The following is a 26,085-nucleotide window of genomic DNA, read 5'->3' as shown; positions in this document are numbered from 1 at the left end:
TCCCCCGCGGGACCGCCAAGGCCGGTCGCCCGAGCTCCATGCTCAGGCTACCAGGCGTTGGCCGGCCCGGTGGCCATAGCAGAGTGGATATACCCGTTCCCATCCCGAACACGGAAGTCAAGCACTCTCACGCCGATGGTACTACGGTTCGTCCGTGGGAGAGTAGGTAGCCGCCGGGCCTTTTCTTTGCCCTTTTGCCGGGCGCGTTTGCGCCCCCGGCATATGTCCCTTGTCCCTTTCGGACCGCCAAGGCCGGTCGCCCGAGCCCCCCGCTCAGGCTACCAGGCGTTGGCCGGCCCGGTGGCCATAGCAGAGTGGTTATACCCGTTCCCATCCCGAACACGGAAGTCAAGCGCTCTCACGCCGATGGTACTGCGGTTCGCCCGTGGGAGAGTAGGTAGCCGCCGGGCCTTTTTTTTGCCCTTTTCCCCCCTGTGGGGTGAGGTCCATATATTGCAGGAGCGCACTTCGGTGCGCTTTTGTCGTTTCTGGGCAGTTTTGATTCCTTGTACAAAGGCAAACCATGATACAATGTCCAAAATCGAGGTTGTATGAATATTGCCATTTATTTATTTCTCATAATTTTTGCCGGTGCTTTTTTACAAGCAAATATTGGATTTGGATTTCCTATTATCGTCATGGTTTTCCTTCCTTCTTTTTTTCCTTTCTCAACTGCGGTTACCCTTTGCCAGATCATTGCAATGGCCAGTACTGGGTACCTGACAGTACTCTATTGGAAGCAAATCCAATGGAAGACGTTATTTCCCCTCTTGATACCCTCTATTTTGATAGCAGGCTTTGTTACGGTATTCAGCCTTCAGGTAGAACCAGGCAACCTGAAAATAATCCTTGGGTTGACGTTAGTTGCAATCTCCCTGTTCTTCGCAGTATTCTCGAAAAAGATAGTAATCGAGAGCAGGGTTCGCAACGGATTGCTCATGGGTACCCTTGCCGGTTTTGGAAATGGCTTGTTTGGCATTGGGGGGCCACCCGTTGCGCTCTATCTGTTGCCATCCGTACAGGATAAGACGCAGTATCTTGCCACCATCCAGGCATATTTTTTCTTTTGCAATCTGGAAAGTATCATAATAAGGGTACTCAACGGGGCTTTGGTCCTTACTGATGTTCCTCTCATATTCCTTGGATGGATGGCCATTCTCGTTGGTACAGTACTGGGGTTGAAGTCATTCAACAAAATACCGGAAGCCATGCTCAAGAAAATCGTATACCTTTTTGTCGGAGCGTCAGGTCTCTGGATTGTGATAGGGGAGATGGTTTAGCTTTCCGGTAAAAAAAAGGCATTGTTTTTGCATAGTTAAAAAATGTTTACAAGGAAAAATTGCAAATCGCATATCGTTACATGTATTACTGTACCCAAGGTGATGTTTTAAAAAAAACTTTTAAAAAATAAATACTAGATACAAACACAGTTTTTGTTTTTTGGATGACTATGAATCATAAAAATATTAAGAAAAAAAATAAAGATATAAATTAAAAGGAATTAGGAAATATACTGGTTGGTGAGAATTTTAATTGACAATTATTGTAATGCGTATACACGCAAATGATGTCAAAAAAAATGCAGAAAGCACTAAAATTTTGCATGATAATGTATATTCTTGACCTGTCAACTCATGTAAGGTACTGTTTATTCATACAAAAAACCGTGGTTTGTATAAACCTTGGTCATAAGGAGAAATTCATGAAGAAAGTACTGAGTGTTCTGCTGATTTCTGTATTGGTTGCAACAAGTGTATTCGCAGGTGGAGCGAAAGAGACAGAGGCAAGTGCGGGCAATAAAGTGAAAGGCCCTGCAGATTACAAGATGGTTCTTGTTCTTCCTGGACCTATCAATGACCAAAGTTGGAATGCAACCAACTATGCAGGCCTGGTCAAGAGTAATACGACTTTGGGGACTAATATGGAATATGTCGAGAATGTACAGGCTCCTGATTATGAGTCTACCTTCCGTAACTATGCCGAACGTGGTTATGACTTGATCATGGCTGCTGGAACCCAGTTCGATGATGCCGCGAACAAAGTAGCTGCAAGTTATCCCAATACAACTTTCTGTGTTGTAAACGGAATGATGGCAAAGGGAGCAAATGTAGCTCCGATTTTTCCAAAAGAATATGAAGCAAGTTATATAGCCTCCCTCATTGCAGGTGAAGTGACCAAGAAAGGCCAGTTTGCCACGATTGGAGGTTTTCCAAATGATGCAATGGAAAAGCTTCTCGATGTCTATGAAAAAGTAGCTGTACAGCTTGCAAAGGACCGCGGAATCACAGGTGCCAAGGCAACCCGTGCCTATGCCAATTCCTGGGATGATGTCGCTTTGGGCAAGCAGATGGCTGAAACAATGATTGATAATGGCGCTGATGTCATGTTTGTTTATGCCAACCAAGTAGGCCTTGGATCAATCCAGGCTTCCCGTGAAAAAGGAATTACCTACATCGGTTTCTCAGGCGACCAGACCACCATTGCCCCTGATACGGTAGTAGCCTCGATTGTATTTGATTTCGAGACCTTCTATTCATGGGCTATCAAGCAGTATATGGCTGGAACCCTTGAAGGTAATAAAGTACATATGGCAGGTATTGCAGAAGGAATCTTCTACCCTGTATACACTAAAAATGTAAGTGCCGATATCCAGAAACGTGTCGCTGCCGGTATTGAGAAAGCTAAAAACGGTGAAGTCGATTTCGCTTCCATGTTTGCATCCAAATAATGTCGGAGAAAAACCAATCCAGGCAGGGCGTAAAACCCCTGCCTGATTTTGGTCTTCTTTCTATCCATCGTGTATTGATCAAGTTCTTTTGAGAACGAAAAAAGGTAAGGCAATGGAAACACCCTTCTTCGAATTACGTGATATAACCAAGTATTTCTCCAAGGTCATTGCAAACAAAGAGGTTTCCTTCACTATCAACAAAGGGGAAGTCCTTGCGTTGCTGGGAGAGAATGGCGCAGGAAAAAGTACTTGTATGAAAATCCTCTATGGACTCTACAAGGCCGATGAGGGACAAATCCTGAAAGAGGGTATCGAACAGCATATAGCATCTCCCAAGGATGCCATGGCTCTGAACATATCGATGATCCAGCAACACTTTTCCTTGGTCCCCGCCCATACAGTTACCGAGAATATCATCCTTGGTAGTATCCATGGAAAGATACGCTGGAAAGAACAAGAAGAGATGGTCGCTGATTTGGCAGCCAAATACGGGTTTGCCATCAATCCAAAAGCTCTTATCAGGGACATTTCAGTAGGCGAACAACAAAAAGTTGAGATAATCAAAGCGTTGTACCTACAGGCCAATCTTCTTATCATGGATGAGCCCACTGCAGTACTTACCCCCCAGGAAGTAGAAAATCTGATGGTTTTTGTCAGGACTTTCATCAAAGCAGGGAATTCAGTCATCTTTATCACCCATAAATTGAAAGAAGTGATGGAGGTTGCCGACCGTATCATTGTCATGCGGGAAGGGAAAGTGTTAGGTGATTTGAAAAAATCAGATACTAATGAGCGGGAACTGTCCTATCTGATGATGGATAAGGAAATTGTGGCACCTGAAGTTCCCTTGGATGCACCAACAGAGACTTCCAAGGTATGCCTTCGAATAGATCACCTGACATTGCAGAAAAAAGGCGAGGTAGCGAGCCTTCAAGATATTTCCTTCACGTTGAGTGAGGGGGAAGTGCTCGGAATTGCCGGCGTTAGCGGTAATGGACAGCAAGAGCTCTGTGAATCGATATGTGGTACCCAGATACCGAATTCGGGTGCCGTTTTTCTGGGAGATGAGGAAATTACGCACTTGGATATCCGTTCTAGGATCAACCTGGGCATTGGCTATGTACCCTCCGACCGCCAGAGATTCGGTATGGTCATGGATATGACCTTAGCCGAAAACATGATGCTCAAAGATAGCTATGATAAAAAATGGCGCCGCCACGGGTTCCTGGATTCAAAGAAATTGCAGCAATATACCGCTGCAATGATAGAGGAGTATGCTGTAAAAGCTCCAGGTCCAGAAGCCCTTGCCAAGAGTCTTTCAGGCGGGAACCAGCAGAAAGTTATTGTGGCAAGGGAGGTTTACAATGGGAGCAGACTTGTAATCTATGATCAACCGACCAGGGGACTTGACCTAGGCGCAATAAATCATGTCCATAGGACAATTATGAAAGAACGTGCAAAGGGGAAAGGTATTTTGCTTATTTCTACCGAATTATCTGAGATTTTTGCCCTTTCCGATAGGATAGCTGTCTTATATAAAGGAAAAATCCAAGGAATTTACAAGCGGAACGAATTGACGACGCATGATATTGGATTCCTTATGGCAGGATATTCGATAGGGGAGGGTACAAAATGAATGCAAAACTGCGAGATTTGCTCGTTACCAATTTGCTTGCAATTGTATTCGGCCTCATAGCAAGCGCCTTTATGATACTCCTGCTGGGAAAGAATCCTATTTCGGCCTTTCAGGTTTTATTTACCTCGATGTTTCGGGACCGTTATACGATCGGGGACATTTTTGTAAAGGCTACCCCGCTTATTTTCACGGCACTTGCCTTCGCGTTTACCTATAAAGCGAACCTTTTCAATATCGGGGCACAGGGCCAATTCTATATCGGTGCAATTGTGTCAGTTGCGTTATCTCTGGCCCTTCCTTCCAAAATGGCTCTTCCCGTTGTTGCCCTTGCCGTATTTTTGGCAGGAGGTCTTTGGGGTTCCTTGATCGGTCTGGTAAAAGCCAAAAGAAAAGCAAATGAGTTCTTGGTAAGTATGATGTCTACGTATGTAGCTCTTGCTATTATGAATTATTTGCTCCGTACTGTTTTAAAAGAAGCCAAAGGTGAATATCCTCAGACTGACTCTTTGGCAAAGGCTGTTTGGCTTCCCGTCCTTGTGAAGGGTACCCGGCTTCATGCAGGTTTTGTTTTCGCTGTTTTGGTCGCCATTGCTATTTGGGTTTTATTATACAAAACCGAACTCGGTTATAGGATCAGGGTAGTAGGGTTCAATTCGGAAGCTGCCAGAATGAGCGGTATAAAGCCCGACAGGCTGTATGTTGTTGCTTTCTTTATCAGTGGAGCCTTGGCTGCTCTGGCTGGGTTTACTGAAGTGAACGGGGTTCAACATATGCTCTTGCAGGGGTTCAATCCTGATATAGGCTCGGTAGGTATAGGTATTGCTATCCTGGCAAATGCAAATCCGATAGGTATTATTTTTGCCTCTGTGCTTTTCGGCGCACTTGAAGTTGGCGGCACCATAATGGGCCAGAGATCCGGCATTCCCTCGAGCATCATTAACTTGATGCAGGGATTTGTGATGGTTTTTGTAATCATTGCATTCTTTGTGCGCAATGAGATGGAGATCCGGCGTGAGAAACGCTTGCTACAGAAAGGGGGTGAGCAATGATAAATCTTTTAGCCAGAGCTTTGATGATGAGTACACCTCTTTTGTATGGTTCCCTCTCTGAGGTGTTCGCGGAACGAACAGGCATGATGGTGACGGCAATTGAAGGAATCTTTCTCATGGGTGCTTGGGCAGGTTTTGTCTGTGCCTTCCTTACAAAGAGTCTTTTTCTCGGACTATTGGCGGCCATGGCAGCTGGGATATTGGTCTCGGCCGTATACGGCTGGATTACCGTTACACTGAAACAACACCAGATAGTAACCGGTACGGCTATCAATATTCTTGTGCTTGGACTGTGTTCTTTCCTGCAGAGGGTTATCTTTGGTGTTCCGCTGACTCCCCTTACAGTTCAGCCTCTCCAGATTATCAAACTCCCCTTACTCTCGAAGATTCCAGTGCTTGGGCCTGTCTTTTTCTCCCAGAATATTCTGACATATCTGATGTACCTGATAGTACCTTTTTCTTTCTTTGTGCTATATAGGACTTCTTTGGGGTTGACGTTACGGTCAGCCGGAGAGAATCCTGAGGCTGTTGATGTTGCTGGTATAAACGTGAATAGGGTTCGTTTTTTGGCAGTATTGTTTTCTGGGGCCATGGGAGGCATTGCAGGCTCATTCTATTCGATAGGGTACCTTGGGATGTTTACTACTTCCATTATTGGAGGACGTGGTTGGATTGCCTTTGCAATCTGTTTCTTGGGGAACTGGAACCCGATCGGAGCATTTGTCGGAACCTTGGTATTTGGTCTTGCTGAGGCTGTGGCAATATATATGCAGTCGAGCAGTGGAACCTTTTTGCCCAATGAGTTGTTTATTGCCCTTCCGTATATTTTGACAATATTCCTTACAGTAAGTAGAAAATCGTTCAATGTACCCGCAAAACTCGGCACCCCATATAACAAGGAAAACTAATTTTATCTCTCATCTGGTGGTTTTCTAGATGAGAGCATATTTTTTGAGTAGGAACTCAAAAAGAAATAATTGGTTCCCGGCAGATAAAGCACGTATTCCAGGAAAAACCTGAAAAAGTATGAATGGTATGCACAATAACAGTAATGTTGGCCCCTGTTGTAAAGGGCTGTTTCTGTTAAGTTTCCCTTTCATCTGGTTCTTGTATGACAGCAAAGCGATACAGAAAATATTGCTTTGCATGAATATTCGTACCGAAGTTAAAAGGCAGTCACTTTTTCCTTGTCATGGTATCTGGGTATGCGATGCCTCATTTTCTTGTTTTCTGTCTCTCTGCTGTATTGGATGTACATGATGGTAGGAGGTTTACTCGCAAGCGTGTAACACCAGATCCCAGGTTAACGTGTAAGTATTCATCTCGGTTTCCAAGCATCGTTACATTTTTCAAAGATAGTGTGAAAAGGTAACAGCCTGATGACCAGATGAGCCGATATGACAGAGATTTATTCTCTTTTACTACATTCTACTGGGAATATAATCTAGGGATTATGCAATCCTATTGCATAAAATTGCAATATTATGTATAAGAATCAAATAATGACAACGGAGTCAGTAGCGCAAAATGCGTTGCTTCGACTCCGTTTTTTATTTTTGGAGGGAATAGAATATGGCAGAGCCAATTATCAGACTTACGGATGTATGCATGAGCTTTGGGGATTTACAAGTGCTCGAACACATCGATCTATCGCTGGCGGAAGGCTCAAAGACTGTCATCATCGGACCTTCAGGGGGCGGTAAAAGCACTTTGTTGAGATGTATTAATTTATTCGAAACGCCACAGAAAGGTACTGTCTTTGTGGATGGTCAGCAACTGACCGGGAAAAGTCGTAGGGAACTTTGTAAAATTCGCCAAGGTATTGGAATGGTATTCCAACAATTTAATCTCTATCCACATATGACAGTCTTGGATAATCTTTGTCTTGCCCCGGTTAACTTAAAAAAAGAGAAGCGAAAAGATGTAGAAAAACTAGCAATGATGCACCTGTCCCAGGTTGGGTTGAGTGAGAAAGCAACCAGTTATCCCTCACAGTTATCAGGTGGGCAACAGCAGAGGGTGGCTATTGCCAGGGCGCTCTGTATGAATCCGAAAGTGTTGCTATTTGATGAACCAACGAGTGCCCTCGATCCTGAGATGATTAGCGAGGTGTTGGATATTATGCAGAAAGTGGCTCATCAGGAAGGTATAACTATGGTAGTTGTGACCCATGAAATGGGATTTGCAAGTAGCATTGCGGACAGGGTACTTTTCCTCGATGCAGGCCACATCACCGAGGATGGTACACCCCAGCAAGTATTCAATTCTCCAAAGAATGAGCGTACCCGCCAGTTCTTGTCGAAGATTCTCAAGAGCGCTTGAAAATGGAATTGCATTTCTAAGTCAATGTAGGTTGACTTGTAGACTGCCCAGAGATGGGAAATAGGGGAGATATACGTATGAAGAAGTGCTCAATGAAAAGAATTACCGGTTTGGCTTTGATTTTGGCCTGTTCTGTTGCTGTTCTGTTTGCAAATGGCTCAAAGGAAAACTCGGATGACCCATTGGCGAAATTGAAAGCCAAGGGAAAGCTTAGTGTAGGGTGTAAGGTCGATGTCCCTTCTTTCGGATATAAAAATATCAACACAGGGGAAATCGAAGGATTTGAAATCGACCTTGCAAAGGCTGTCGCAAAGCATATATTTGGCGATGAGAATGCTATTGAATTCACTGCTGTTACTGCAAAGACCCGTGGTCCCTTGCTCGATACGGGTGAGCTTGACCTTGTAGCTGCAACGTTTACCGTTACCGAGGAGCGAAAGAACAGTTGGGATTTTTCGACCATTTATTATGTGGATGCTGTTGCAATTATGGTAAAGAAAGATTCCCCTTTTACACTTTTCAAAGCCCTTGATGGGAAAACAATCGGGGTAGCACAGAGTGCAACAACAAAGAAAAGTTTGGATGCAGGTGCAAAGGAAGCGGGAATTTCACTCAAGTATAGTGAATATGCCACGTATCCTGAAATCAAGGTTGCCCTCGATAGTGGACGTGTAGACGCCTTTAGTGTTGATTTCGCAATCCTCAATGGATATCTCGAGGATTCATGTAAGCTTTTGGACGAGCGTTTTGCGAAACAAGATTATGGTATGGCCGTGAAGAAGGGTAATACTGCATTGCTTGATGCCGTAAACGGAACGATTGACGAACTGTCGAAAAGTGGTGAATTGGATTCCCTCCTCGTGAAGTGGGGCTTGAAATAAGAAACGATGATTTGCGCTCTTCCCCGGTATTCCGGGGAGGGGCTATCTGTCTGGTAAAAGGGGCGTAGATGTTCAAAGTATGGATGTGGAAACAGTTGTTTGCTGATTTTCCTGTTTTTCTACAAGGTTTTGGGATAACATTAGGAGTTTCCTTAATTGCCCTCGCTTTGACCTTGGTAATCAGTTTTGCCGTTGGGCTTGTTCGCTGCTTCCATAACAAAGCTTTACGCAAAGTTGCGAAAGGCTATATGAGTGGTTTCCAAAATACCCCCTTGGTCGTCCAGATTTTTTTCCTGTACAACGTGCTTCCCCGTTTCAATCTTGTACTCAATCCCTTTGAAGTCGGATGTATCGGTTTGTCACTCTATACCGGGGCCTTCGGGGCAGCTATCATCGAGGCAGCCATCAAGGCAGTGCCCCATGAACAGACCGAAGCTTCCTTGAGCCAAGGATTCGGATATCTGCAGACAATGGTCCTTGTCGTTTTGCCGCAGGCCATGAAAATAGCGTTGCCACCTATGGCCAACCAAGCAGTCAACTTGATCAAGAACTCCTCTGTAATGGCTTTGATCGCTGGAGGTGAATTAATGTACCGGGCGGACTCTTGGTCAAGCGATACGTCAGTCTATGGTCCAACCTTCATTGTCACCGGGCTGCTTTATCTTTCAATCTGTCTTCCGTTGAGCAAGACTGTCCAGAAAATGGAAAGGAAAGCGAGGTAACCATGATAGATTTTTTTACTCCATTTTCAACTGGGGAAGTGTTGCTTTTCCTTGCCAAGGGTCTTGGTATGACCCTTCTGATCGCTTTGGTTTCTATTATTTTGAGCTTCTTCTTCGGATCTTTGCTTGGAATTGCCAGATTTTCCAGTAAAAAACTCATCGGAAAACTGGCTGCAATCTATATTGATTCAGTGAGGAACATTCCGTTATTGCTCTTCATCCTTAGCTTTCGCTTGATTTTGCCCTCGTATGTGTTCGGAATGAAAATTGCTTTCAAGCCTGTGGTTTCTGCAATCCTTGCAATGACAGTCTTCACCAGTGCCATGGTAGCGGAAATTCTCAGAGGAGGACTCAATAGCATTCCAAAGGGCCAGTGGGAGGCCGCTGCAAGCCAAGGGTTTGGTTTCACACAGACGATGGTTCATATAATTCTTCCTCAGGCGATTAAAAAAATCCTTGTTCCAATGATGGGCCAATTTGTCACCTGTCTCAAGGACACGTCGTTTTGCCAAGTGGTTGGCATTTCCGAACTTATGATGAATGCAACAATTATAATGGGGAAATTCAAATATTCGAGTCAGGTAATAGTCCTTTATCTAATTGTAGCTTTGCTATATTACTGCGTGAATGTCTCGGTACTTGCTGTATCGCGAAGAATCAAGTTCTGATATTGACTAACCTTGTCCCTGTATGGTAGATACTAGGTATCTATAAGGAGTCCTCCAGCCGATGAAGAATTGATGACCAGAACCCAAGAGAATTTATTCGGAATACTAGTATCATACCGGATATGTCATCAGGTCTTCAGGTTATCGGGAATTAGGCTCCAATATTATCATAGCTTTATATGTTCCTATCCTTATGGTTGCCCAGATTTGATGCTATCCCTGCAGGGAGGTGCCATATGGTGCAATCAATGGAATTCGATTCAGTCTCTTTTCAATATCCAGAACAGTCAATTTCCTTGTTTGAAGGAGTAAATCTTACCTTTGGTCCTGGCTGGACTGCTTGTGTCGGTCCGAATGGAGGAGGCAAGACTACCTTGTTGAAACTTGCCTCAGGGGTACTGATCCCCGATTCAGGAACCATACTCCATTCAGGGCGTTGCCTGTATGTTCCCCAACAGACAGAAGTCATTCCTGCAGGATTCGAGGAATTCATTGCCTCATATGACCGTACAGCCTGTCGACTTATTGGAAAACTGGCTTTGGAAAGGGATTGGTTGTATCGTTGGGAAGCTTTGAGCCAGGGCGAGCGGAAACGCGCCCAGATTGCGTATTCGCTATGGCAGGAAAGCGAAATGCTTGCCATCGATGAACCGACAAACCATCTAGATAGACAGGCCATGACATTTATTCTTCATTCTTTATCGGAATATAAGGGTATTGGGATATTGGTCAGCCATGACAGATCGTTTTTGCAAGCGCTCGCAAGACGAACCGTTTTAGTGCATGCGCCTTATATACAATCCTTCGATTGTTCTTATGAAGAGGCTATCAAGCAGTCGAATATGCAATATTCTGCAGCAAGCAAGAATTACCAAGACAGTTCTGACAAACTTAGAAAGCTCAGAAGTGAACTCATACAACGAAGCAGAAAAGCTTCTCGACAGGATTCGCTATGTTCCAAAAGGAACTTGGATCCTAAAGATCATGATAGAAAGGCCAAGATTGATGGAGTTCGAATTTCAGGATCAGATGGAAAAGCTGGCAGACTCAAGAAACAACTCGAAAAACGATATGAGCGTTCACAATCGCGTGATGTCAAGCAATATGATGCGTTGCATCAAGCACGGCTTCTGGATTTGAATTCTCCGGTAGCCGGAATTACTCTATCAGGTTCGTGTTATCATTCTGTAACGGTGTTCCGTTGTGCCGCCTCTTTCCTTTCTCTTGGTCCTCTGCGGTATTTGAGCTTTCCTCCCTTGGAAATACAATCGAGTGATCACATAGGTATTACAGGGGACAATGGATTAGGCAAGACAACTTTGCTGAAATACATGATCAATCTTCTTGGGGAAACTCCTGTCCAGGTTGCCTATCTTCCTCAAGAGATTTCGATGGAAGAATCCAAGGCAACAATGGAAAGGATGCTTCAACTGGATGAGACTGCCAAGGGAAGGGTGATTTCTCGAATAGTTCAGTTGGGCAGCGATTCCAGGCTCTTTCTTTCTTCAGGGATTTCCAGTCCAGGGGAAATGAAAAAACTCATGCTTGCACTGGCTATGGAAAGTGAGACAAACCTCCTGGTAATGGATGAACCGACCAATCATCTTGATTTACCTTCAAGACTTGCCCTGGAACAAGCCTTGAAAGGATATCAGGGAGCCTATATATGCGTCAGTCATGATGTTGCCTTCTTGCATCAGAGTTGCAGTACGGAATGGAATCTTGAAAAAGTGGATCAAGTCCAGTCAGTCTTGAAAATTCTTGATAATCCCCTGTTTTGCCAGGATAGAATTGAATGAAAGAAATGAAATAAAGAGAGATAAAAAAAATAAAAAGTGCATTTATTCTTCATCATGTCTTGATTGTGAAATGGCCGGGAATGCTTCTTTTTTAAAGAAATCGGTGGAAAATGGAATTTTTTACCAAAACATATTGACGTTTATCTATATATAATGGCATTATATCGACATCTCTCTATATGAGGTTGTTCTTATGAATACCGATTCTTTTGTCTCGATCTGCAAAGCCTTGGGTGATCCTCACCGGGTGGCAATAGTCAAATTGCTCTCTGCCGGCGAGGAGTGCGCCTGTAATCTTTTGGAGCAGTTTTCGATCACTCAACCAACGTTATCCCACCATATGAGGATCCTTACTGCATGTGGTTTGGTTTCCGTGCGGAAAGCGGGTAAGTGGTCACATTATTCACTTGACCATGAAATGTTTCATACATTTGTTCAATTTGTTGGAAGTATTGCCAACGTAGAAGATAAGGGAGAAGGCATATGTCTGTAATCACGTCGTTCATACAGAACCAGATTCTGTCCATGAAATGGCTCAATGTATTGATTGGGAATTTGTTGCAAGCGATCGGTATGGATCTTTCCAAAAGACTCGGGGGAAGCCTGCAGTTTTTCTTCTATGACGTAATCAAGATTTTTATCCTTCTGTCAGTTTTGATCTTCATCATATCCTATATCCAGAGTTATTTCCCTCCTGAAAGGACAAAGAGAATTCTCGGAAGGTTCCATGGCTTGGGAGCCAATAGCCTTGCTGCATTGCTAGGTACCATTACACCATTTTGTTCCTGTTCCTCGATTCCTCTGTTTATCGGTTTTTCCAGCGCTGGGCTGCCAGTTGGCGTGACTTTCTCGTTCTTGATTTCCTCTCCGCTGGTAGACTTGGGGTCTTTGGTATTATTGACCAGTATTTTCGGGGTCAAGATTGCCCTTGTCTATGTAGTAGTCGGTCTGGTTCTGGCCGTAATCGGTGGTACCCTGATTGAAAAACTTGGAATGGAGCGTTATGTAGAGGACTTTGTGAAAAACATAAAGCCTGTGGAAATGCAGGAAGAAGTGAAAATGACCAGAGGAGAACGGGTATCTTATGCGCAGACCCAAGTAAAATCTACAGTCAGTAAAGTTTTCTGGTATGTGATAGTAGGGGTAGGTATCGGGGCATTAATCCACAACTGGATCCCGACGAATGTCATTCTCACTGTACTCGGGGAGAACAACCCGTTCTCGGTGTTGATCGCCACCTTCGTCGGTGTGCCAATGTATGCGGATATCTTCGGAACCATTCCCATAGCAGAGGCTTTGTTTGCCAAGGGGGTAGGTGTAGGGACTATACTCTCCTTTATGATGGGGGTGACTGCCTTGTCCCTGCCTTCTATGGTTATGTTGCGAAAAGCGGTGAAACCTAGGTTGCTGGTTGTCTTTGCAAGTATTGTTACGGTCGGAATTATTATTATCGGGTATGCTTTCAATGCCTTCGGGTATCTGTTTGTTTGATTTTGGCCTAGTGCCAAATTAATTCTATTGGTTTTTTGGAGGAAAATGTTATGGGAATTTTTGGATTTGGAAAAAAGAAAAAGGAAGAGGCCTGCAGCTGTGGAGGCTCTTGTAACAGTGACAAAAAAAACGAAACCGTTGAAGTTGAATCTGCAATCAAAGTTTTGGGCTCAGGCTGTGCAAAGTGCAATTCCTTGGAACAGAGTGTGAAGGAAGGGTTGCAAGAACTTGGAATGGATACTACCATCGAACATGTTACGGACTTTACAAAGATTGCCTCTTTCGGAGTGATGACTACCCCTGCTTTGGTAGTCGATGGAAAGGTTCTTTCTATGGGAAAAGTCCTGACAAAGGGTGAAGTAGTCGAGCTTCTCAAAAAAGCTAGGCAATAATAAGGATTTCACGGGGAGGCAATCTATGGTCCAAAAACCGAAAGTCGCATTTATTTGCGTGCACAATTCATGCCGTAGCCAAATTGCAGAGGCATTGGGAAAGCATTTTGCTTCTGATGTGTTTGCCAGTTATTCGGCGGGGACTGAAACGAAGCCACGGATAAACAAGGATGCCGTTCGGTTGATAAAGGAACTGTATGGTATAGATATGGAAGAGACCCAACATTCAAAGCTTATCTCTGACATACCTGCAGTTGATGTTGTCATTACCATGGGCTGCAACGTGCAATGTCCTACGCTTCCCTCGCATTTCCGTGAAGACTGGGGTTTAGACGATCCCAGTGGTAAGAGTGATGCTGAGTTTCAGAAGATTATAGCTACTATTGAAAAGAATATTCTTGCCCTTGCCCAACGGATTGAGCAAGGCGGAATCATTCTCTAGGGATGTTTCAATGGAATCGAAAATACTCTATCGTACTATGGTGAAAGAAGACTGGGCTGCCGTTTCAAGAATCTACCAACAAGGCATAGATACCAACCTGGCAACCTTCCAGACTGTATGCCCGACATTTGATGAGTTTGACAAAGCCCATCTTCCCTTCTGCCGGTTTGTAGCGGAATCAAAGCAAACGGTGGTGGGTTGGGCTGTGCTGTCCCCGATATCCTCTCGATATGTATATCGTGGTGTTGCTGAGGTGAGTGTCTATATTGATGAAAAAGAGCGAAACAGGGGAGTGGGGAAGGCCCTTTTGCACTTGCTGGTCGAGGAATCGGAAAAGCAGGGTATCTGGACTTTACAGTCCAGTATCCTCTCAGAGAACAAAGCCAGTATTGCCTTGCATGACCGTTGCGGTTTTCGTCTTGTGGGCCGCCGTGAGAAAATTGCCCGTGACCGAAATGGGAATTGGAAAGATACCTTCCTGATGGAAAAGAGAAGAAACGAAACAGATGCTACTGTATAGGTTTCAGGACAAAATACAGGTGCTGTGATACGGTAATTCTTGCACTTGCCTCTAGCTAGTGGACATTCTTGGCAAATAACGGTATTACATAGGAGTACCGGCCTGGTATATCAGGTCGGTCTTTCTTTGGTTATACCATCGGGGAGTTTTTCCATGCCATCGATAGCGAACATAGTACGGGTCAAAGAAGAAAATGTCCCGCTGATGAATACCATGTATTTTGCCTTTTTTACCAGTGGGATGATGAGTACCCTTATCGGGGCATTGCTTCCATTTATGAAAACCGAATACGCAATGGGGTATGTACTGAGCGGAGCTGTCATCTCCGCACACCAGGTTGGGAATTTCTGTGCATTGCTGATTGCTGGGTTTCTTCCCTCCCTGATAGGCCGAAAGAAAAGCACACTCGTCCTCTCGATGGGTATTGCGATCGGTTTTATGCTGGCAACCCTGACAGCAAACCCTGTTCTGTTGCTCCTAGCCTTTGCCTTTACGGGAATTGGCCGTGGTTCGCTGAGCAACATTACCAATGTGGTGATTAGCGAGGTTTCGGAAAACAAGACTTCTGCCTTGAATCTGCTACATGCCTTTTTTGCCGTGGGGGCCTTTGTTGCCCCATTTCTGGCAATCCTGAGTACAACTGTGTTCGGGGTTCACTGGCGCTTAAGTGCCTGGATACTGGTTGCTTTTGAGATTGTTGCCCTGTTTGCAATAGGTTTTTCCTCATTGTCGGGGAAGCCAGTGGAGAAGAAGAACGACTGTGGTGCTGGCTTTGCAAAAAGCGGTTCCTACTGGTTGAATACCTTCATCCTGTTCTTTTACCTTTGCTCAGAAGCCTCGGTGATCGGTTGGCTGGTTACCTATTTCAACGATACGGGAATATTGAATACAGCCATGGCCCAGATGACTTCCTCTGCTCTCTGGCTATGCATCCTTGCAGGTCGTCTGCTCTGTGCTTCTCTTGCAACGAGAGTTGATAGGAATTTGCTATTGGTAATCCTTGGAACCTTCCAGGTGATTTTCTTTATTTTGATGATCAGTGTTCATTCGGTTGTACTGATCTATCTGTGTATCTTCGGTTTTGGTCTGGCAATGAGTGGAACGTATCCCACTACGTTGTCTACCATGGACAGGAGATTCAATAGTTCTACCTTGGCTACGGGTACTTGCATTGCAGTTGCAACGCTCGGGGCCATAGCAATGCCGATCATCGTAGGCCTTGTTGCCCATAGATCTGGCATTGCAGGTGGCTTGGCCACCATAAGTATTTCACTGTGCTGCATGTTGACCCTGATTGTATTGAAATTTGTACAATCAAGAAGGGCTGACAAGGTAGTACAGGCGGCTTAAGTACTTTTCCCATATATGATACAGTAACCCATAAGGAAAGATGATGATAAAAAAGAACGAACATATTAGGAACATCGCAATCATTGCACACGTTGACCATGGTAAGACTACTCTCGTAGATGCCTTGTTCAAGCAGAGTGGACTTGTCTCCCGTGATACACAGGACCGCATAATGGATAGCGGAGCCCTTGAACGAGAACGGGGAATCACGATCAGTGCAAAGAACTGTGCGATTACATGGCATGGTGTAAAGATAAATATCATAGATACCCCGGGACATGCCGATTTCGGTGGAGAGGTTGAACGTGGCCTGTCCATGGTCGATGGTGTCGTCTTACTTGTCGATGCCGCAGAAGGACCGCTTCCCCAGACACGGTTTGTTTTGGAAAAAGCGTTGAAACTCCATCTGGCACCGATTATCGTAATTAATAAAGTCGACCGTCAGGATGCCCGCAGTGAGGAAGTCCTGGATGAAGTGTATGACCTGTTGCTTGAACTGAGCAATGATGAAACGATGCTTGAAGTCCCTGTATTCTATGCAATAGGGAAGACTGGCATGTGTGGTAAAAGGCCTGATAAACTGGATGACAATCTCCATGAATTGATGGATTGTATCCTGGATTTCATCCCTGCTCCCCAGTTCGACGATGCAGAACCTTTCCAGATGTTGGTAAGCGACCTGTCCTACAGCGACTTCCTCGGTCGTCTGGCAATCGGGAGAATTATCAATGGTAGGGCGAATATGTATGACTCGTTGGTCTGTGTCGAGGATGGCGATGTCCGCCGTCCGCTCAGGGTAACCAAACTCCAATCGTACGATGGCCCGACTTTCCATGATGCAGTCGACGTAGAAAGCGGTGATATCATCGTTCTCGCCGGTGTTGACAATGTATCCATCGGTGACACCATCTGTACTTCTGCCAATCCGAAGGCACTTCCCCGTATTTTCGTAGACGAACCAACGGTAGCCATGTTGTTCAGCAAGAATATCAGCCCACTTTCCGGAAAAGAAGGTAAAATCGTTGCTGCTGCTAAAATCTGGGAGAGACTGCAGAAAGAAACGCTTCGCAATGTTTCCATCAGGGTAGAGAAAAACTCCGATGATACGTTTACTGTAAAAGGTCGTGGTGAATTCCAGATGGCCATTATCGTTGAACAGATGCGTCGTGAAGGTTTTGAGCTGTGTGTCGGGCGTCCCCGGACGATTTATCATACCGACGAACAGGGCAGAAAAACTGAACCCGTAGAATATCTCATGGTAGACTGCCCAGAGGAATCGAGTGGATCGGTTATGGACAAACTTGCCAAGCGTAAGGCAATGATGAGTGATATAACCTATACAGGAACCGGAAGGGTCAAGATGAAGTTCGAGATCCCTGCCCGCGGTCTGATCGGTTACCATGATGAGTTCCTTACGGACACCAGGGGTCTGGGTATCATGAACAGCTACCTGAAAGGCTATGAACCGTATAAAGGTGATTTCCCTGATCGTTTCAGTGGCTCCTTGATCTGTGACCGTGCAGGTGAGGCTGTCGCATTTGCGCTTTGGCAGCTTGAGGACCGAGGTAAATTGTTTTTGGTTCCTGGCGATCCTGTCTATGAAGGTCAGATTGTGGGCGAACGTAACAGGGAGATAGATCTTTGTTTGAACCCTACAAGGACCAAGAAGCTGACAAACCTCCGTTCGTCAGGACATGACGAGGCAGTTACCCTCACTCCTATTTCCAAGCTTTCGCTTGAACAGGCTATCCAGTTTATCAAGGATGATGAATTGGTAGAGGTAACACCTAAGTCTGTGAGAATGTGTAAGAAAATTCTTGATGGACAGCAAAGGAAGATTTTTGAAAGCAGAGGGGAGATTCCTACCTACCTGCTCAAATAGAAAACAAGACAATCCTTTACTGACTTGGTAAGGAGAAGTTCCCGATAACAAAAGCAACCCTAGGGTTGCTTTTGTTGTCAGTCTGTTGATAAGGAATAGTTATTCCAGTACGAGAACCACCGGGGCATGGTCGCTGCCAAGCACTTGGTCTTCTATGATGCTGTCTTTGATGTGTTGTTCGAATCGTTTGCTTGCCAGCCAGTAATCGATACGCCACCCGATATTTTTTTCCCGGGCATGGAACCGATAGGACCACCACGAATAGGCATCGGTTTTATCCGGGTATAGATAGCGGAAGGAGTCGGTAAAGCCAGATGCAAGCAGGGTCGAGAAACCCTGCCTTTCCTGGATTGAATACCCTGCGTTCTGTTCGTTTTGCTTTGGGTTTTTCAAATCGATGGGATTATGGGCCACGTTAAGGTCCCCACAGATAAGCACAGGCTTTTTTTTGTCCAGATCAGAGACATACTTCCTGAATGCCGCGTCCCAGTCCATTCGAAGCTCAATGCGTGCAAGTTTTTCCTGACTGTTGGGCGTATAGCAGCAGATAACAAAATAATCTTCGAATTCTGCTGTGACCGTACGCCCTTCCGAGTCAAGCGGGTGCCCGATTTCCCGAGAAACCGAAATGGGTTGGATTTTTGAAAACAAGGCAGTACCAGAGTAACCCTTTTTCTCCGCGAAGCTCCAAAAGGTATGGTACGAAAGTTTGTCCAGAGCTATCTGGTCTTCCTGAAGTTTTGTCTCCTGCAGGCAGAAAATATCGGCATCTGCACGGGAAAGGTATTCTTCAAAGCCTTTTTTCTGGCATGCCCTCAGTCCATTCACATTCCAGCTAATCAGTTTCACAGGCAGTTCCCCTACATTAGGTAGATCGATTCTTTCTTTGCTTCCAAAAGTACTTCCTCGGGCCATACTGAAGCCTGTACTTCCCCGATATGTGCTTTGTGGAGGAGGAACATGCAGAGACGACTCTGTCCGATACCACCACCAATGGTCTGGGGCAGTTCCCCGTTGAGAAGCCTTTTGTGCCAGTACAGGTCGGCGCGCTCAGGACAGGATCTGATATCAAGCTGCCTAAGGAGTGTTTCCCTGTCTACGCGGATGCCCATGGAAGAAAGTTCAAGGGAATCTTCCCTGACAGTATCCCATACGATTATATCGCCGTTCAGCCCTACATGTCCTTTATCTGTTGCAGTGGACCAGTCATCATAGTCAGGTGCGCGTCCGCCTTGGCTGACTCCATCTGCCAACGGACTACCGATCCCGATAAGGAAAATTGCGCCATATTCCTTGGCTAGGACCTTTTCCCTTTGGGGTGGTGTAAGGTCAGGATATCTTTTCTGGGCATCTTCTGCATGGATGAACGTGATGTTCTCAGGAAGTGTCGGTGTACAGGACGCAAACATTTCACCGACCAAAAATTCGCTTCTTCGTATGGCCGAATAGATTTTCATTACGGTCTGTTTGAGGAAATCAAGGTTTCTGCAGTTTTCACCCATAACCAGTTCCCAGTCCCACTGGTCTACATACAGCGAGTGGATTGCATCGATATCATCATCAGGCCTGATAGCATTCATGTCGGTATAGAGTCCAGTACCGGCTTGGAAGTCGAGGTCTGCAAGCGCCATACGTTTCCATTTGGCTAGCGACTGGACAATCTCCATTTCCTTGTTTCCCAGGTTCCCGATTTCGAAACGGACTGGCCGTTCGATACCGTTCAGGTCATCATTGATTCCTGACCCTTTGGGCACAAAGAGTGGGCTAGTGACTCTGCTGAGTTTCAACTCCCCGGACAGTTCTCGTTCAAAGGTATCTTTGACATACTTGATTGCTTTTTCTGTTTGTTTCTTGTCCATCGCAGGATGGTAATCTTTGGGAAAGAATGAAGGCATATTGTGTATCTTCTCCTTGGGTTTTTTTAAGGATACCGTATTTTTTCGACTAATAAAAGTACTAGTTTTCAATCAGATACCTATGATATGCTCAATTTCTATGAAAACAAAAATATCTATATGTTTATTTGATATGGGTGGAGTCGTTGCAAGGCATTCCGATTCCTTGATCGAAAAAGAAATACTTTCAGAGCTGGGCATTACAGGATATGACCGCCTGTTCGATATTGACGCCAGACTTGAGGCAGTCATGCTGAAGCACAGTAAGGGGAATAGTACCGAACAGGAGCTATGGAAGGAATTTACCGATATTACCAAGATAGAGGTACCTTTTTACCAGGAAAGCCTATGGGGCAAGTTTTTTCATCCCCAGCTGGATACAGCAATGCTTTTGCTGATACGTGAATTGAAAGAGAAAGGATTACGGGTAGTGTGTGCGACCAATACAGAACCAGCGCACTATGCGTTTCATAAGAACCGGGGTGACTATTCTGTTTTTAATAAGGTCTATTCCTCAGTTGATCTCCATGAGGCAAAACCTGACAAAGAGTTCTTTGAAAAAATACTTTCTTCCGAACAGGTTCCTGCTTCAGAAGCTTTTTTTACCGATGACTGCCCTCTTAATTGCGCGAGTGCAAAGGCCCTTGGTGTTGAGACGTTTGTCTTTACAGGTAGTGTGGCCTTGCGACAGCATTTAAACGATATAGGAATACTATAAAAAGAATGTTGAAATCGTAAGAAAAAGTATTGGATAAATTAAAAAATACTATAGCAGGGGTAGGATTTGCTATCTTTGTTAAAAAAAAATCATAACCTTGTTTGCCTGGAATGGAGTGTGTTACTATTTGCTATCTTACCAGGTATTTTGAGATTCCTTGGCAAACATGGTCAACTTGCATGGGGCGGGAGGGTATTGAATACAAGCCAGGCCTCGTCTTCTTGGTTGAAAATGTTTGTAAGCGGTCCTTCTGAACTGGATTTTCTTCTTGCCCGGTAGATAAATAAAATAAATAGGATAGTACTATGCAACAGGTTGCGTTTTGTGATGATTTTCTCTGGGGTTGCGCTACTGCAAGTTATCAGGTGGAAGGGGCAATCAAAGAGGACGGCCGGAAGCCCAGTATCTGGGATACCTTCTCCAAACAGGAGGGCGCCGTACTGAACGGGGATGATGGGGCTGTAGCAGCTGACCAATACCATCTGTATAAACAAGATGTCAAACTTATGTCCAAACTGGGATTTCAGGCCTACAGGTTTTCGATATCCTGGCCGCGGGTTATCCCCGATGGAGTAGGCGAAGTCAATATTCCAGGCCTGCAGTACTATATCGAACTTAGTAAGGAACTCAAACTAAATAATATCAAGGTCGTGGCGACCCTTTATCACTGGGATTTGCCCCAGAGCCTGCAAGACAAGGGCGGTTGGGCAAATAGGGATACCTCCTATGCGTTTGCTGCCTATGCCAAGACTTGTTTCACCTATCTCGGAGAATATGTCGACCAATGGATAACGCTCAATGAACCGTATTGCAGCGCCTATCTTGGGTACCTGCAGGGAATTCACGCGCCTGGCATCAAGGACCTGGGTCAGGCAAACAAGGCAGTTCACCATCTGAATCTTGCCCATGGGTTGGCTGTTGCGGAATATCGTAAAATAGGACTGTCGCAACCAATCGGTATCACTTTGAATCCCATTCTTCCCAGACCCGCTACAAGACGGGACGAAGATCGAAAAGCAAGTGAATATGCAAGGGCTTTTGAGACTGATGTGTTTCTTCTACCCTTACTGGGCAAGGGATACCCGTCTCTGGTAACAAAAGACCTGGGTATTTCCTATCCTGTTGTTGACGGTGATATGGATTGCATCGCTCAAGAAATTGATTTTTTTGGGATAAACTATTACCAGGAAAGCGCGGTGTCCTATGATGACACTGCAGATAGGAAGTATAAAAACGAGCCGGTTTGGCAGCCTGTGACGAACATGGAATGGCCGGTTACCCCCTATGGGTTGCTTAGGATCCTGCATTATTTCGATACTGTGTCAAACGGAATGGCGTTGTATATTACTGAAAATGGCTGTGCCTCGGATGATGTGGTTGAAAATGGAAGAGTCCATGATCTGTTCAGGTGCCAATATCTCAACAAACATTTGGCGATATGCAAACAGGCAATCGATGAAAGCGTGAATCTCAAGGGTTATTTTGTATGGTCTTTTATAGATAATTTCGAATGGGCCTGGGGCTATTCGAAAAGATTCGGTATTGTCTATGACGATTATGCGAGCCAACAACGAATTCCCAAGGATAGCGCCTACTTGATGAGGGATGTTATCGCAGGATATTGCGAATTCTAACGTGTATGTCAAATAAGGCTATTCCCATTTTCATTGCCGAATAGCCTTGTCTATTTCTATTTCCTATAACCTATTGCTTTGAAAGATATAAGAAAAAGTATGACACAGATATTAAAGTTATATTAAAATAAACAAGAAAAAAATCTCTTATATATAAAAAATTAGTAAAGTTATATGTAAAGCGTAAGAAATAAAAAGATACGCTATCAAAAGTATTTGAAAGCCTATAACAAAGCTATAAAAAACAATAATAACAATATAAAAAAAACATAAAAATTATATAGTAAACATAAGATAAAATATAAAATAAATAAAAAATAATATTAAAATAAATTGATAAAATATCATACTGATAGGTAAAATATATAAAAATATACTATTTATTACTTTACTGCCAGGTTCTCCAGACTGTTGGGGTGGGGGTAGCCAAACAGGGAAAAGCAGGTTCAGCCGTAACAATCGTTTTTCCTCAAAATATTTCCAAGTAAGTCATTAAAAACGATTCAATACGTAGTAGCAGCAAAGAAATAAAATACGTGCTAAAGAGAATCAAGTTAGTTCAAAGGACGTTTTAAGGTAGATAAAAATTTTTTAATGATGATAGGATTATAAAAAATTTGTCCTAGTTTATGAATAAAAAGTTATATCGAAAAAAAATGGAAAAGATATAGTAATAGATTATAATAATGTTATAACGCTATAGGAAATGTAAGAAAACATATAAAAAACGAAATATTAAGTAATATAAATATAGAAACAATATAAAAATAATATGTAAATAATGTGGTTTAGATAAACTTCACAATAATACTTGTACTATGGAATGACAGGGTATATACTATGCATTAAGGTTATAAGGGATGATAAAAACTGTTGCATTTCACCTTCAGAAAGGAGGTGTTGGTAAGACTACTATCTCTGGAACTCTTGCATGCCAATCAGCTTTGGCTGGTTTTAAGACATTGTTAGTAGATGTCGATCCACAGGGAAATGCTTCTTCCTGGTTTCTGAAAAATGCTACAAAATACGAACTCGTTGATGTAATACAAGGTAAATGTTTTTGGAATGATGCTGTTGTAGAGATACCGCAGATTCCAAACCTTTTTTTATTGCCGACCTTTGGTATTGGCGGTAATTTGAAAAACTACTCTGAGACAAAGCTTGCAGAAGAACCTTTTGTCATTCAGGATTTAATCGCGGAATTGTCCGGAGCCTATGATAGGATCATTTTGGATATGTCACCTGGGTTGGGACGTCTTGAACGCGCTGCGCTTATTGCCAGCGATGAAGTAATAACACCGATGACACCGGAAGTATTTAGTTTGGACGGGTTGGAAATATTCATAGATGAACTCGATAAGATAAAAAAGAATTTGCGTTCCAACGTGAAACATACTAAGATTGTTATTAATTCCTTTGACAATAGGATAAAGCAACACCGAGATATATATTCTGCCGCCTGTACCGGAGTTTTCTCAGTTTTCAAGATTCCTGTGGACCCATTGTTTCGCAAAGCCCAAGAAGCTGGTATGGCCCCTCAGGTTTTTAAAAAATATGGAAAAGGTTTGAAAGCAAGCACCATTGAATCATTTACCGCATTGGATTTAGCAATTTGGAGATAAAGTATGGCATTAAAGAGAAATTCGGAATCAGAGACAGAAGTATTGAATGAAAGCCTCAGTGGGCAAAAAGCAAAGCAATTGTTTTCAAAGGAAATTTCCTCTGCCCCGAAAAAGGAAAAGAAAATTCTTACAACCTTTTCAATCGAACCCTCATTTAAGCGTGAACTTGAAGAACTCTTTTCTAGTATGGGGTTGGGATGGGCCGCCGGAATCAGGTTTTCGCTCAAGGAATTTTCTAAAAAACATACAGAGGATTAAGTTTCCGCTATTTCTTCGTGTCATTTCTATTCGAATGTTTTATCGATACTTTTCTGGATGATTAACCCTAGCTATACTATTTCTACCTATAATCCAATGAAAAATGATGAGAAACTAATAAAAACAGAGAGGAATAAAGATCAAGAAACATATTGAAGAAAATGGGAACGATATAAAAAAAATATTAAATGTATATAAGAACAAATAGAAACGATTTTAAAAACATATAGTAAAAACTATAATGCATTGGCGTTGTACCAGGGGAATGCTTTCTATTTCAAGAAAAAATCAGAGACCCCCTGGCTATTGATAGTCCTGTTGTTTTGTAAAATGCTTTGCTTTGGAGGGTGAGCGGATGAATCCATGGTGGGAAGAGACTGTCATTTATCAGATTTATCCGAGAAGCTTCCAAGATAGCAATGGCGATGGTATTGGGGACATCCGTGGGATTATCAACCGGCTTCAATACATACAGGACCTGGGCGTCGGTGCAATATGGCTGAGCCCAATTTTTACTTCTCCCATGGCAGATTTCGGCTACGATATTTCTGATTACCGGGGCATAGACCCCATTTTCGGCACACTGGCAGATGTTCGCGAATTAATTGCCACAGCTCATAGAATGGGATTGAAAGTGCTTTTCGATATGGTATTGAACCACACTTCTGACCAGCATGCCTGGTTTCAGGAAAGCAGGGCTTCCAAGGATTCCAAAAAGAAAGATTACTATATCTGGAGTGATACCATCCCCAACAATTGGTATTCTGCCTTTGGAGGGAAAGGGTGGTCCTTCGATTCGGTGCGAGGGCAGTATTATTTTCATTCTTTTTTGCGTGAACAGCCTGATTTGAATTGGAGAAATGAGGAAACAGTGCTCGCAATCTTCGATGAGGTAGGGTTCTGGTTGGAAGAAGGGGTCGATGGATTCCGCCTCGATGTTATCAATTGCATCATAAAAGATGATTCTTTCCGCAGTAATCCGCCAATGGTCGGGTCTCGGTTACGTCCCTATGACATGCAACGGCATATATTCGACAGAAATAGGCCAGAAAGTCATCAAAAACTCCGCAAATTCAGAAAATGTATCGATACGTACGACGAACGTATGCTTGTCGGGGAAATCATGGTTGAGCGGCCAGGCGAACCAGAGATGGCAGCAAGCTATCTCGGGAAAAATAAAGACGAGCTGAATCTTACCTTCGACTTTTCTCTCATCGAGCTTCCTTTTGATGCCAGGAAATGGCAGACTGCTGCGCAGCGGTGGTATGAAGCAGTCGGCCGTCAAAGATGGCCTACCTGGGTTCTGAATAACCATGATGTCAAACGGTCGATCACCCGCTATGGGAACAATACGGCGAAGGCAAAGCTTGCAACCTTTTTTCTTCTTACCCAGAGAGGGACTGTTTTTCTTTATTATGGCGAAGAATTAGGGCTTTTAAATTCTGTAGTAAGCCACAAGGAAATGAATGATCCCGTAGGGCTCAGGTACTGGCCGGTCAAAGTCGGCCGTGATGGCGAGAGAGGCCCTATGCTCTGGGATGCGAGCGAGAAGCATGGGTTTACCACCGGAAAGCCTTGGATGCCATTTGCCCGTCAGTGTGAAGGGCTATCTGTGGAGGAACAGAAAAACGAACCCTTTTCCATGCTTGCGTTTTACAAAGACCTGATCAGATTGCGCGCCCAAGATAATGTTCTGCAAGAGGGGCTCTGTACGTTTTGCAAGACTGACAACCAAAAGATCCTTGCCTATACGAGAACGCTTGGAAAAGAAAAACGCTTGGTGCTTTTGAATTTTTCCTCGAAAAACCAATCTGTCACATTGCTCGAAGAACCGGATGCTACTATCCAATATTCCAGTCTCTTTTCAACGCAAATTGCAACCTCTTCTCTGTCTTCAGGGGATGGAAAATTTTCTCTCAAACCCTACCAGGGAACCCTGTTTCTCTGTGAAGGAAAAATTCCCGTGCAAGCATAAAAGGGCTGTACATACTTTTTTCGGCTTGGTATATTGACTGCTAACGGAGGCCTTGTGCCGGGCGATGGACCCTGCACCTGCCATGTCATCCACCCAAATCA

The 26,085-nt window shown here is 44.0% G+C and carries 24 protein-coding genes and 2 rRNA genes; 24 read left to right on the top strand and 2 right to left on the bottom strand.

Annotated elements, in window-relative coordinates:
* Window positions 1–65 precede the first annotated feature (65 nt).
* The 19 genes from rrf (SPIGRAPES_RS03580) to typA all read left to right on the top strand — a co-directional run bounded on the left by rrf (SPIGRAPES_RS03580) (window position 66) and on the right by typA (window position 17,882).
* Window positions 66–179 (top strand): 5S ribosomal RNA (gene rrf, locus SPIGRAPES_RS03580).
* A gap of 117 nt (window positions 180–296) precedes the next feature.
* Window positions 297–410, top strand: a 5S ribosomal RNA gene (rrf, locus tag SPIGRAPES_RS03575).
* A 141-nt stretch (window positions 411–551) separates the two neighbouring features.
* Window positions 552–1,280 (top strand): sulfite exporter TauE/SafE family protein, encoded by a 729-nt coding sequence (locus SPIGRAPES_RS03570; RefSeq protein WP_014269412.1) that lies wholly within the window; start codon window positions 552–554, stop codon window positions 1,278–1,280.
* A 422-nt stretch (window positions 1,281–1,702) separates the two neighbouring features.
* Window positions 1,703–2,728, top strand: coding sequence for a BMP family protein (locus SPIGRAPES_RS03565; protein ID WP_014269411.1), 1,026 nt, complete (start codon window positions 1,703–1,705; stop codon window positions 2,726–2,728).
* 112 nt (window positions 2,729–2,840) lie between these two features.
* On the top strand, window positions 2,841–4,364 hold the full coding sequence (locus SPIGRAPES_RS03560) for an ABC transporter ATP-binding protein (protein WP_014269410.1): 1,524 nt from the start codon (window positions 2,841–2,843) through the stop codon (window positions 4,362–4,364).
* Window positions 4,361–5,413, top strand: coding sequence for an ABC transporter permease (locus SPIGRAPES_RS03555; RefSeq protein ID WP_014269409.1), 1,053 nt, complete (start codon window positions 4,361–4,363; stop codon window positions 5,411–5,413). The genes SPIGRAPES_RS03560 and SPIGRAPES_RS03555 overlap by 4 nt, the downstream gene beginning before the upstream one ends.
* Window positions 5,410–6,321, top strand: coding sequence for an ABC transporter permease (locus SPIGRAPES_RS03550; protein WP_014269408.1), 912 nt, complete (start codon window positions 5,410–5,412; stop codon window positions 6,319–6,321). The genes SPIGRAPES_RS03555 and SPIGRAPES_RS03550 overlap by 4 nt, the downstream gene beginning before the upstream one ends.
* Before the next feature lie 664 nt (window positions 6,322–6,985).
* A complete protein-coding gene (locus SPIGRAPES_RS03545; RefSeq protein ID WP_014269407.1) occupies window positions 6,986–7,735 on the top strand; it encodes an amino acid ABC transporter ATP-binding protein in 750 nt (249 codons plus the stop codon).
* Between the two features lie 77 nt (window positions 7,736–7,812).
* On the top strand, window positions 7,813–8,616 hold the full coding sequence (locus SPIGRAPES_RS03540) for a transporter substrate-binding domain-containing protein (protein WP_014269406.1): 804 nt from the start codon (window positions 7,813–7,815) through the stop codon (window positions 8,614–8,616).
* 68 nt (window positions 8,617–8,684) lie between these two features.
* A complete protein-coding gene (locus SPIGRAPES_RS03535) occupies window positions 8,685–9,338 on the top strand; it encodes an amino acid ABC transporter permease (protein WP_014269405.1) in 654 nt (217 codons plus the stop codon).
* Between the two features lie 2 nt (window positions 9,339–9,340).
* Window positions 9,341–10,006: an amino acid ABC transporter permease gene (locus SPIGRAPES_RS03530; protein WP_014269404.1), complete on the top strand. Its 666-nt coding sequence runs from the start codon at window positions 9,341–9,343 to the stop codon at window positions 10,004–10,006.
* Between the two features lie 236 nt (window positions 10,007–10,242).
* Complete coding sequence (locus SPIGRAPES_RS03525; RefSeq protein WP_014269403.1) at window positions 10,243–11,805, top strand: ATP-binding cassette domain-containing protein; 1,563 nt, start codon at window positions 10,243–10,245, stop codon at window positions 11,803–11,805.
* Window positions 11,806–11,998: 193 nt separating this feature from the next.
* Window positions 11,999–12,298, top strand: a complete 300-nt coding sequence (locus tag SPIGRAPES_RS03520; protein WP_014269402.1) for an ArsR/SmtB family transcription factor — start codon at window positions 11,999–12,001, stop codon at window positions 12,296–12,298.
* Window positions 12,289–13,296, top strand: coding sequence for a permease (locus SPIGRAPES_RS03515; protein ID WP_014269401.1), 1,008 nt, complete (start codon window positions 12,289–12,291; stop codon window positions 13,294–13,296). Before SPIGRAPES_RS03520 ends, SPIGRAPES_RS03515 begins: the two co-directional genes overlap by 10 nt.
* Before the next feature lie 50 nt (window positions 13,297–13,346).
* Window positions 13,347–13,688: a thioredoxin family protein gene (locus tag SPIGRAPES_RS03510; RefSeq protein WP_014269400.1), complete on the top strand. Its 342-nt coding sequence runs from the start codon at window positions 13,347–13,349 to the stop codon at window positions 13,686–13,688.
* Window positions 13,689–13,713: 25 nt separating this feature from the next.
* Window positions 13,714–14,130 (top strand): arsenate reductase ArsC, encoded by a 417-nt coding sequence (locus SPIGRAPES_RS03505; RefSeq protein WP_014269399.1) that lies wholly within the window; start codon window positions 13,714–13,716, stop codon window positions 14,128–14,130.
* Between the two features lie 10 nt (window positions 14,131–14,140).
* Window positions 14,141–14,650, top strand: coding sequence for a GNAT family N-acetyltransferase (locus SPIGRAPES_RS03500; protein ID WP_014269398.1), 510 nt, complete (start codon window positions 14,141–14,143; stop codon window positions 14,648–14,650).
* Window positions 14,651–14,803: 153 nt separating this feature from the next.
* A complete protein-coding gene (locus tag SPIGRAPES_RS03495) occupies window positions 14,804–16,000 on the top strand; it encodes an MFS transporter (protein WP_014269397.1) in 1,197 nt (398 codons plus the stop codon).
* Window positions 16,001–16,040: 40 nt separating this feature from the next.
* Window positions 16,041–17,882, top strand: a complete 1,842-nt coding sequence (gene typA / locus SPIGRAPES_RS03490) for a translational GTPase TypA (RefSeq protein WP_245535462.1) — start codon at window positions 16,041–16,043, stop codon at window positions 17,880–17,882.
* 99 nt (window positions 17,883–17,981) lie between these two features.
* On the opposite strand, the gene SPIGRAPES_RS03485 is transcribed toward typA, so the two are convergent.
* Together SPIGRAPES_RS03485 and asnA are read right to left on the bottom strand one after the other, a co-directional pair.
* A complete protein-coding gene (locus SPIGRAPES_RS03485; protein ID WP_041384418.1) occupies window positions 17,982–18,731 on the bottom strand; it encodes an exodeoxyribonuclease III in 750 nt (249 codons plus the stop codon).
* 11 nt (window positions 18,732–18,742) lie between these two features.
* On the bottom strand, window positions 18,743–19,777 hold the full coding sequence (gene asnA / locus SPIGRAPES_RS03480; RefSeq protein WP_014269394.1) for an aspartate--ammonia ligase: 1,035 nt from the start codon (window positions 19,775–19,777) through the stop codon (window positions 18,743–18,745).
* A 100-nt stretch (window positions 19,778–19,877) separates the two neighbouring features.
* Between asnA and SPIGRAPES_RS16415 the strand changes: the two genes are divergently transcribed.
* The 5 genes from SPIGRAPES_RS16415 to SPIGRAPES_RS03455 all read left to right on the top strand — a co-directional run bounded on the left by SPIGRAPES_RS16415 (window position 19,878) and on the right by SPIGRAPES_RS03455 (window position 25,984).
* Window positions 19,878–20,495: an HAD family hydrolase gene (locus tag SPIGRAPES_RS16415; RefSeq protein WP_172635062.1), complete on the top strand. Its 618-nt coding sequence runs from the start codon at window positions 19,878–19,880 to the stop codon at window positions 20,493–20,495.
* Between the two features lie 305 nt (window positions 20,496–20,800).
* Window positions 20,801–22,129 (top strand): GH1 family beta-glucosidase, encoded by a 1,329-nt coding sequence (locus SPIGRAPES_RS03470; protein WP_014269392.1) that lies wholly within the window; start codon window positions 20,801–20,803, stop codon window positions 22,127–22,129.
* A gap of 860 nt (window positions 22,130–22,989) precedes the next feature.
* Complete coding sequence (locus tag SPIGRAPES_RS03465) at window positions 22,990–23,751, top strand: ParA family protein (protein WP_014269391.1); 762 nt, start codon at window positions 22,990–22,992, stop codon at window positions 23,749–23,751.
* Between the two features lie 3 nt (window positions 23,752–23,754).
* Window positions 23,755–24,009, top strand: coding sequence for a hypothetical protein (locus SPIGRAPES_RS03460; protein ID WP_014269390.1), 255 nt, complete (start codon window positions 23,755–23,757; stop codon window positions 24,007–24,009).
* Between the two features lie 355 nt (window positions 24,010–24,364).
* The gene (locus SPIGRAPES_RS03455) at window positions 24,365–25,984 is read left to right on the top strand and encodes an alpha-amylase family glycosyl hydrolase (RefSeq protein ID WP_014269389.1); all 1,620 of its coding nucleotides are present in this window, start codon (window positions 24,365–24,367) and stop codon (window positions 25,982–25,984) included.
* Window positions 25,985–26,085: the final 101 nt, after the last annotated feature.

The organism is Sphaerochaeta pleomorpha str. Grapes, from assembly GCF_000236685.1.
GTDB classification, from domain to species: Bacteria; Spirochaetota; Spirochaetia; order Sphaerochaetales; family Sphaerochaetaceae; genus Sphaerochaeta; species Sphaerochaeta pleomorpha.
This window is presented reverse-complemented; position numbering and strand designations above follow the sequence as displayed.

What these genes read in the sequence shown, in the direction of transcription:
- SPIGRAPES_RS03535 (WP_014269405.1), top strand. Translation starts at nt 8,685, where the DNA reads ATGTTCAAAGTATGGATGTGGAAACAGTTGTTTGCTGATTTTCCTGTT.
- SPIGRAPES_RS03495 (WP_014269397.1), top strand. Translation starts at nt 14,804, where the DNA reads ATGCCATCGATAGCGAACATAGTACGGGTCAAAGAAGAAAATGTCCCG.
- SPIGRAPES_RS03460 (WP_014269390.1), top strand. Translation starts at nt 23,755, where the DNA reads ATGGCATTAAAGAGAAATTCGGAATCAGAGACAGAAGTATTGAATGAA.
- SPIGRAPES_RS03455 (WP_014269389.1), top strand. Translation starts at nt 24,365, where the DNA reads ATGAATCCATGGTGGGAAGAGACTGTCATTTATCAGATTTATCCGAGA.
- asnA (WP_014269394.1), bottom strand. Translation starts at nt 19,777, where the DNA reads ATGCCTTCATTCTTTCCCAAAGATTACCATCCTGCGATGGACAAGAAA.
- SPIGRAPES_RS03530 (WP_014269404.1), top strand. Translation starts at nt 9,341, where the DNA reads ATGATAGATTTTTTTACTCCATTTTCAACTGGGGAAGTGTTGCTTTTC.
- typA (WP_245535462.1), top strand. Translation starts at nt 16,041, where the DNA reads ATGATGATAAAAAAGAACGAACATATTAGGAACATCGCAATCATTGCA.
- SPIGRAPES_RS03540 (WP_014269406.1), top strand. Translation starts at nt 7,813, where the DNA reads ATGAAGAAGTGCTCAATGAAAAGAATTACCGGTTTGGCTTTGATTTTG.
- SPIGRAPES_RS03500 (WP_014269398.1), top strand. Translation starts at nt 14,141, where the DNA reads ATGGAATCGAAAATACTCTATCGTACTATGGTGAAAGAAGACTGGGCT.
- SPIGRAPES_RS03560 (WP_014269410.1), top strand. Translation starts at nt 2,841, where the DNA reads ATGGAAACACCCTTCTTCGAATTACGTGATATAACCAAGTATTTCTCC.
- SPIGRAPES_RS03510 (WP_014269400.1), top strand. Translation starts at nt 13,347, where the DNA reads ATGGGAATTTTTGGATTTGGAAAAAAGAAAAAGGAAGAGGCCTGCAGC.
- SPIGRAPES_RS03545 (WP_014269407.1), top strand. Translation starts at nt 6,986, where the DNA reads ATGGCAGAGCCAATTATCAGACTTACGGATGTATGCATGAGCTTTGGG.
- SPIGRAPES_RS03470 (WP_014269392.1), top strand. Translation starts at nt 20,801, where the DNA reads ATGCAACAGGTTGCGTTTTGTGATGATTTTCTCTGGGGTTGCGCTACT.
- SPIGRAPES_RS03465 (WP_014269391.1), top strand. Translation starts at nt 22,990, where the DNA reads ATGATAAAAACTGTTGCATTTCACCTTCAGAAAGGAGGTGTTGGTAAG.
- SPIGRAPES_RS03525 (WP_014269403.1), top strand. Translation starts at nt 10,243, where the DNA reads ATGGTGCAATCAATGGAATTCGATTCAGTCTCTTTTCAATATCCAGAA.
- SPIGRAPES_RS03570 (WP_014269412.1), top strand. Translation starts at nt 552, where the DNA reads ATGAATATTGCCATTTATTTATTTCTCATAATTTTTGCCGGTGCTTTT.
- SPIGRAPES_RS03565 (WP_014269411.1), top strand. Translation starts at nt 1,703, where the DNA reads ATGAAGAAAGTACTGAGTGTTCTGCTGATTTCTGTATTGGTTGCAACA.
- SPIGRAPES_RS03505 (WP_014269399.1), top strand. Translation starts at nt 13,714, where the DNA reads ATGGTCCAAAAACCGAAAGTCGCATTTATTTGCGTGCACAATTCATGC.
- SPIGRAPES_RS03515 (WP_014269401.1), top strand. Translation starts at nt 12,289, where the DNA reads ATGTCTGTAATCACGTCGTTCATACAGAACCAGATTCTGTCCATGAAA.
- SPIGRAPES_RS03520 (WP_014269402.1), top strand. Translation starts at nt 11,999, where the DNA reads ATGAATACCGATTCTTTTGTCTCGATCTGCAAAGCCTTGGGTGATCCT.
- SPIGRAPES_RS03555 (WP_014269409.1), top strand. Translation starts at nt 4,361, where the DNA reads ATGAATGCAAAACTGCGAGATTTGCTCGTTACCAATTTGCTTGCAATT.
- SPIGRAPES_RS03550 (WP_014269408.1), top strand. Translation starts at nt 5,410, where the DNA reads ATGATAAATCTTTTAGCCAGAGCTTTGATGATGAGTACACCTCTTTTG.
- SPIGRAPES_RS16415 (WP_172635062.1), top strand. Translation starts at nt 19,878, where the DNA reads ATGAAAACAAAAATATCTATATGTTTATTTGATATGGGTGGAGTCGTT.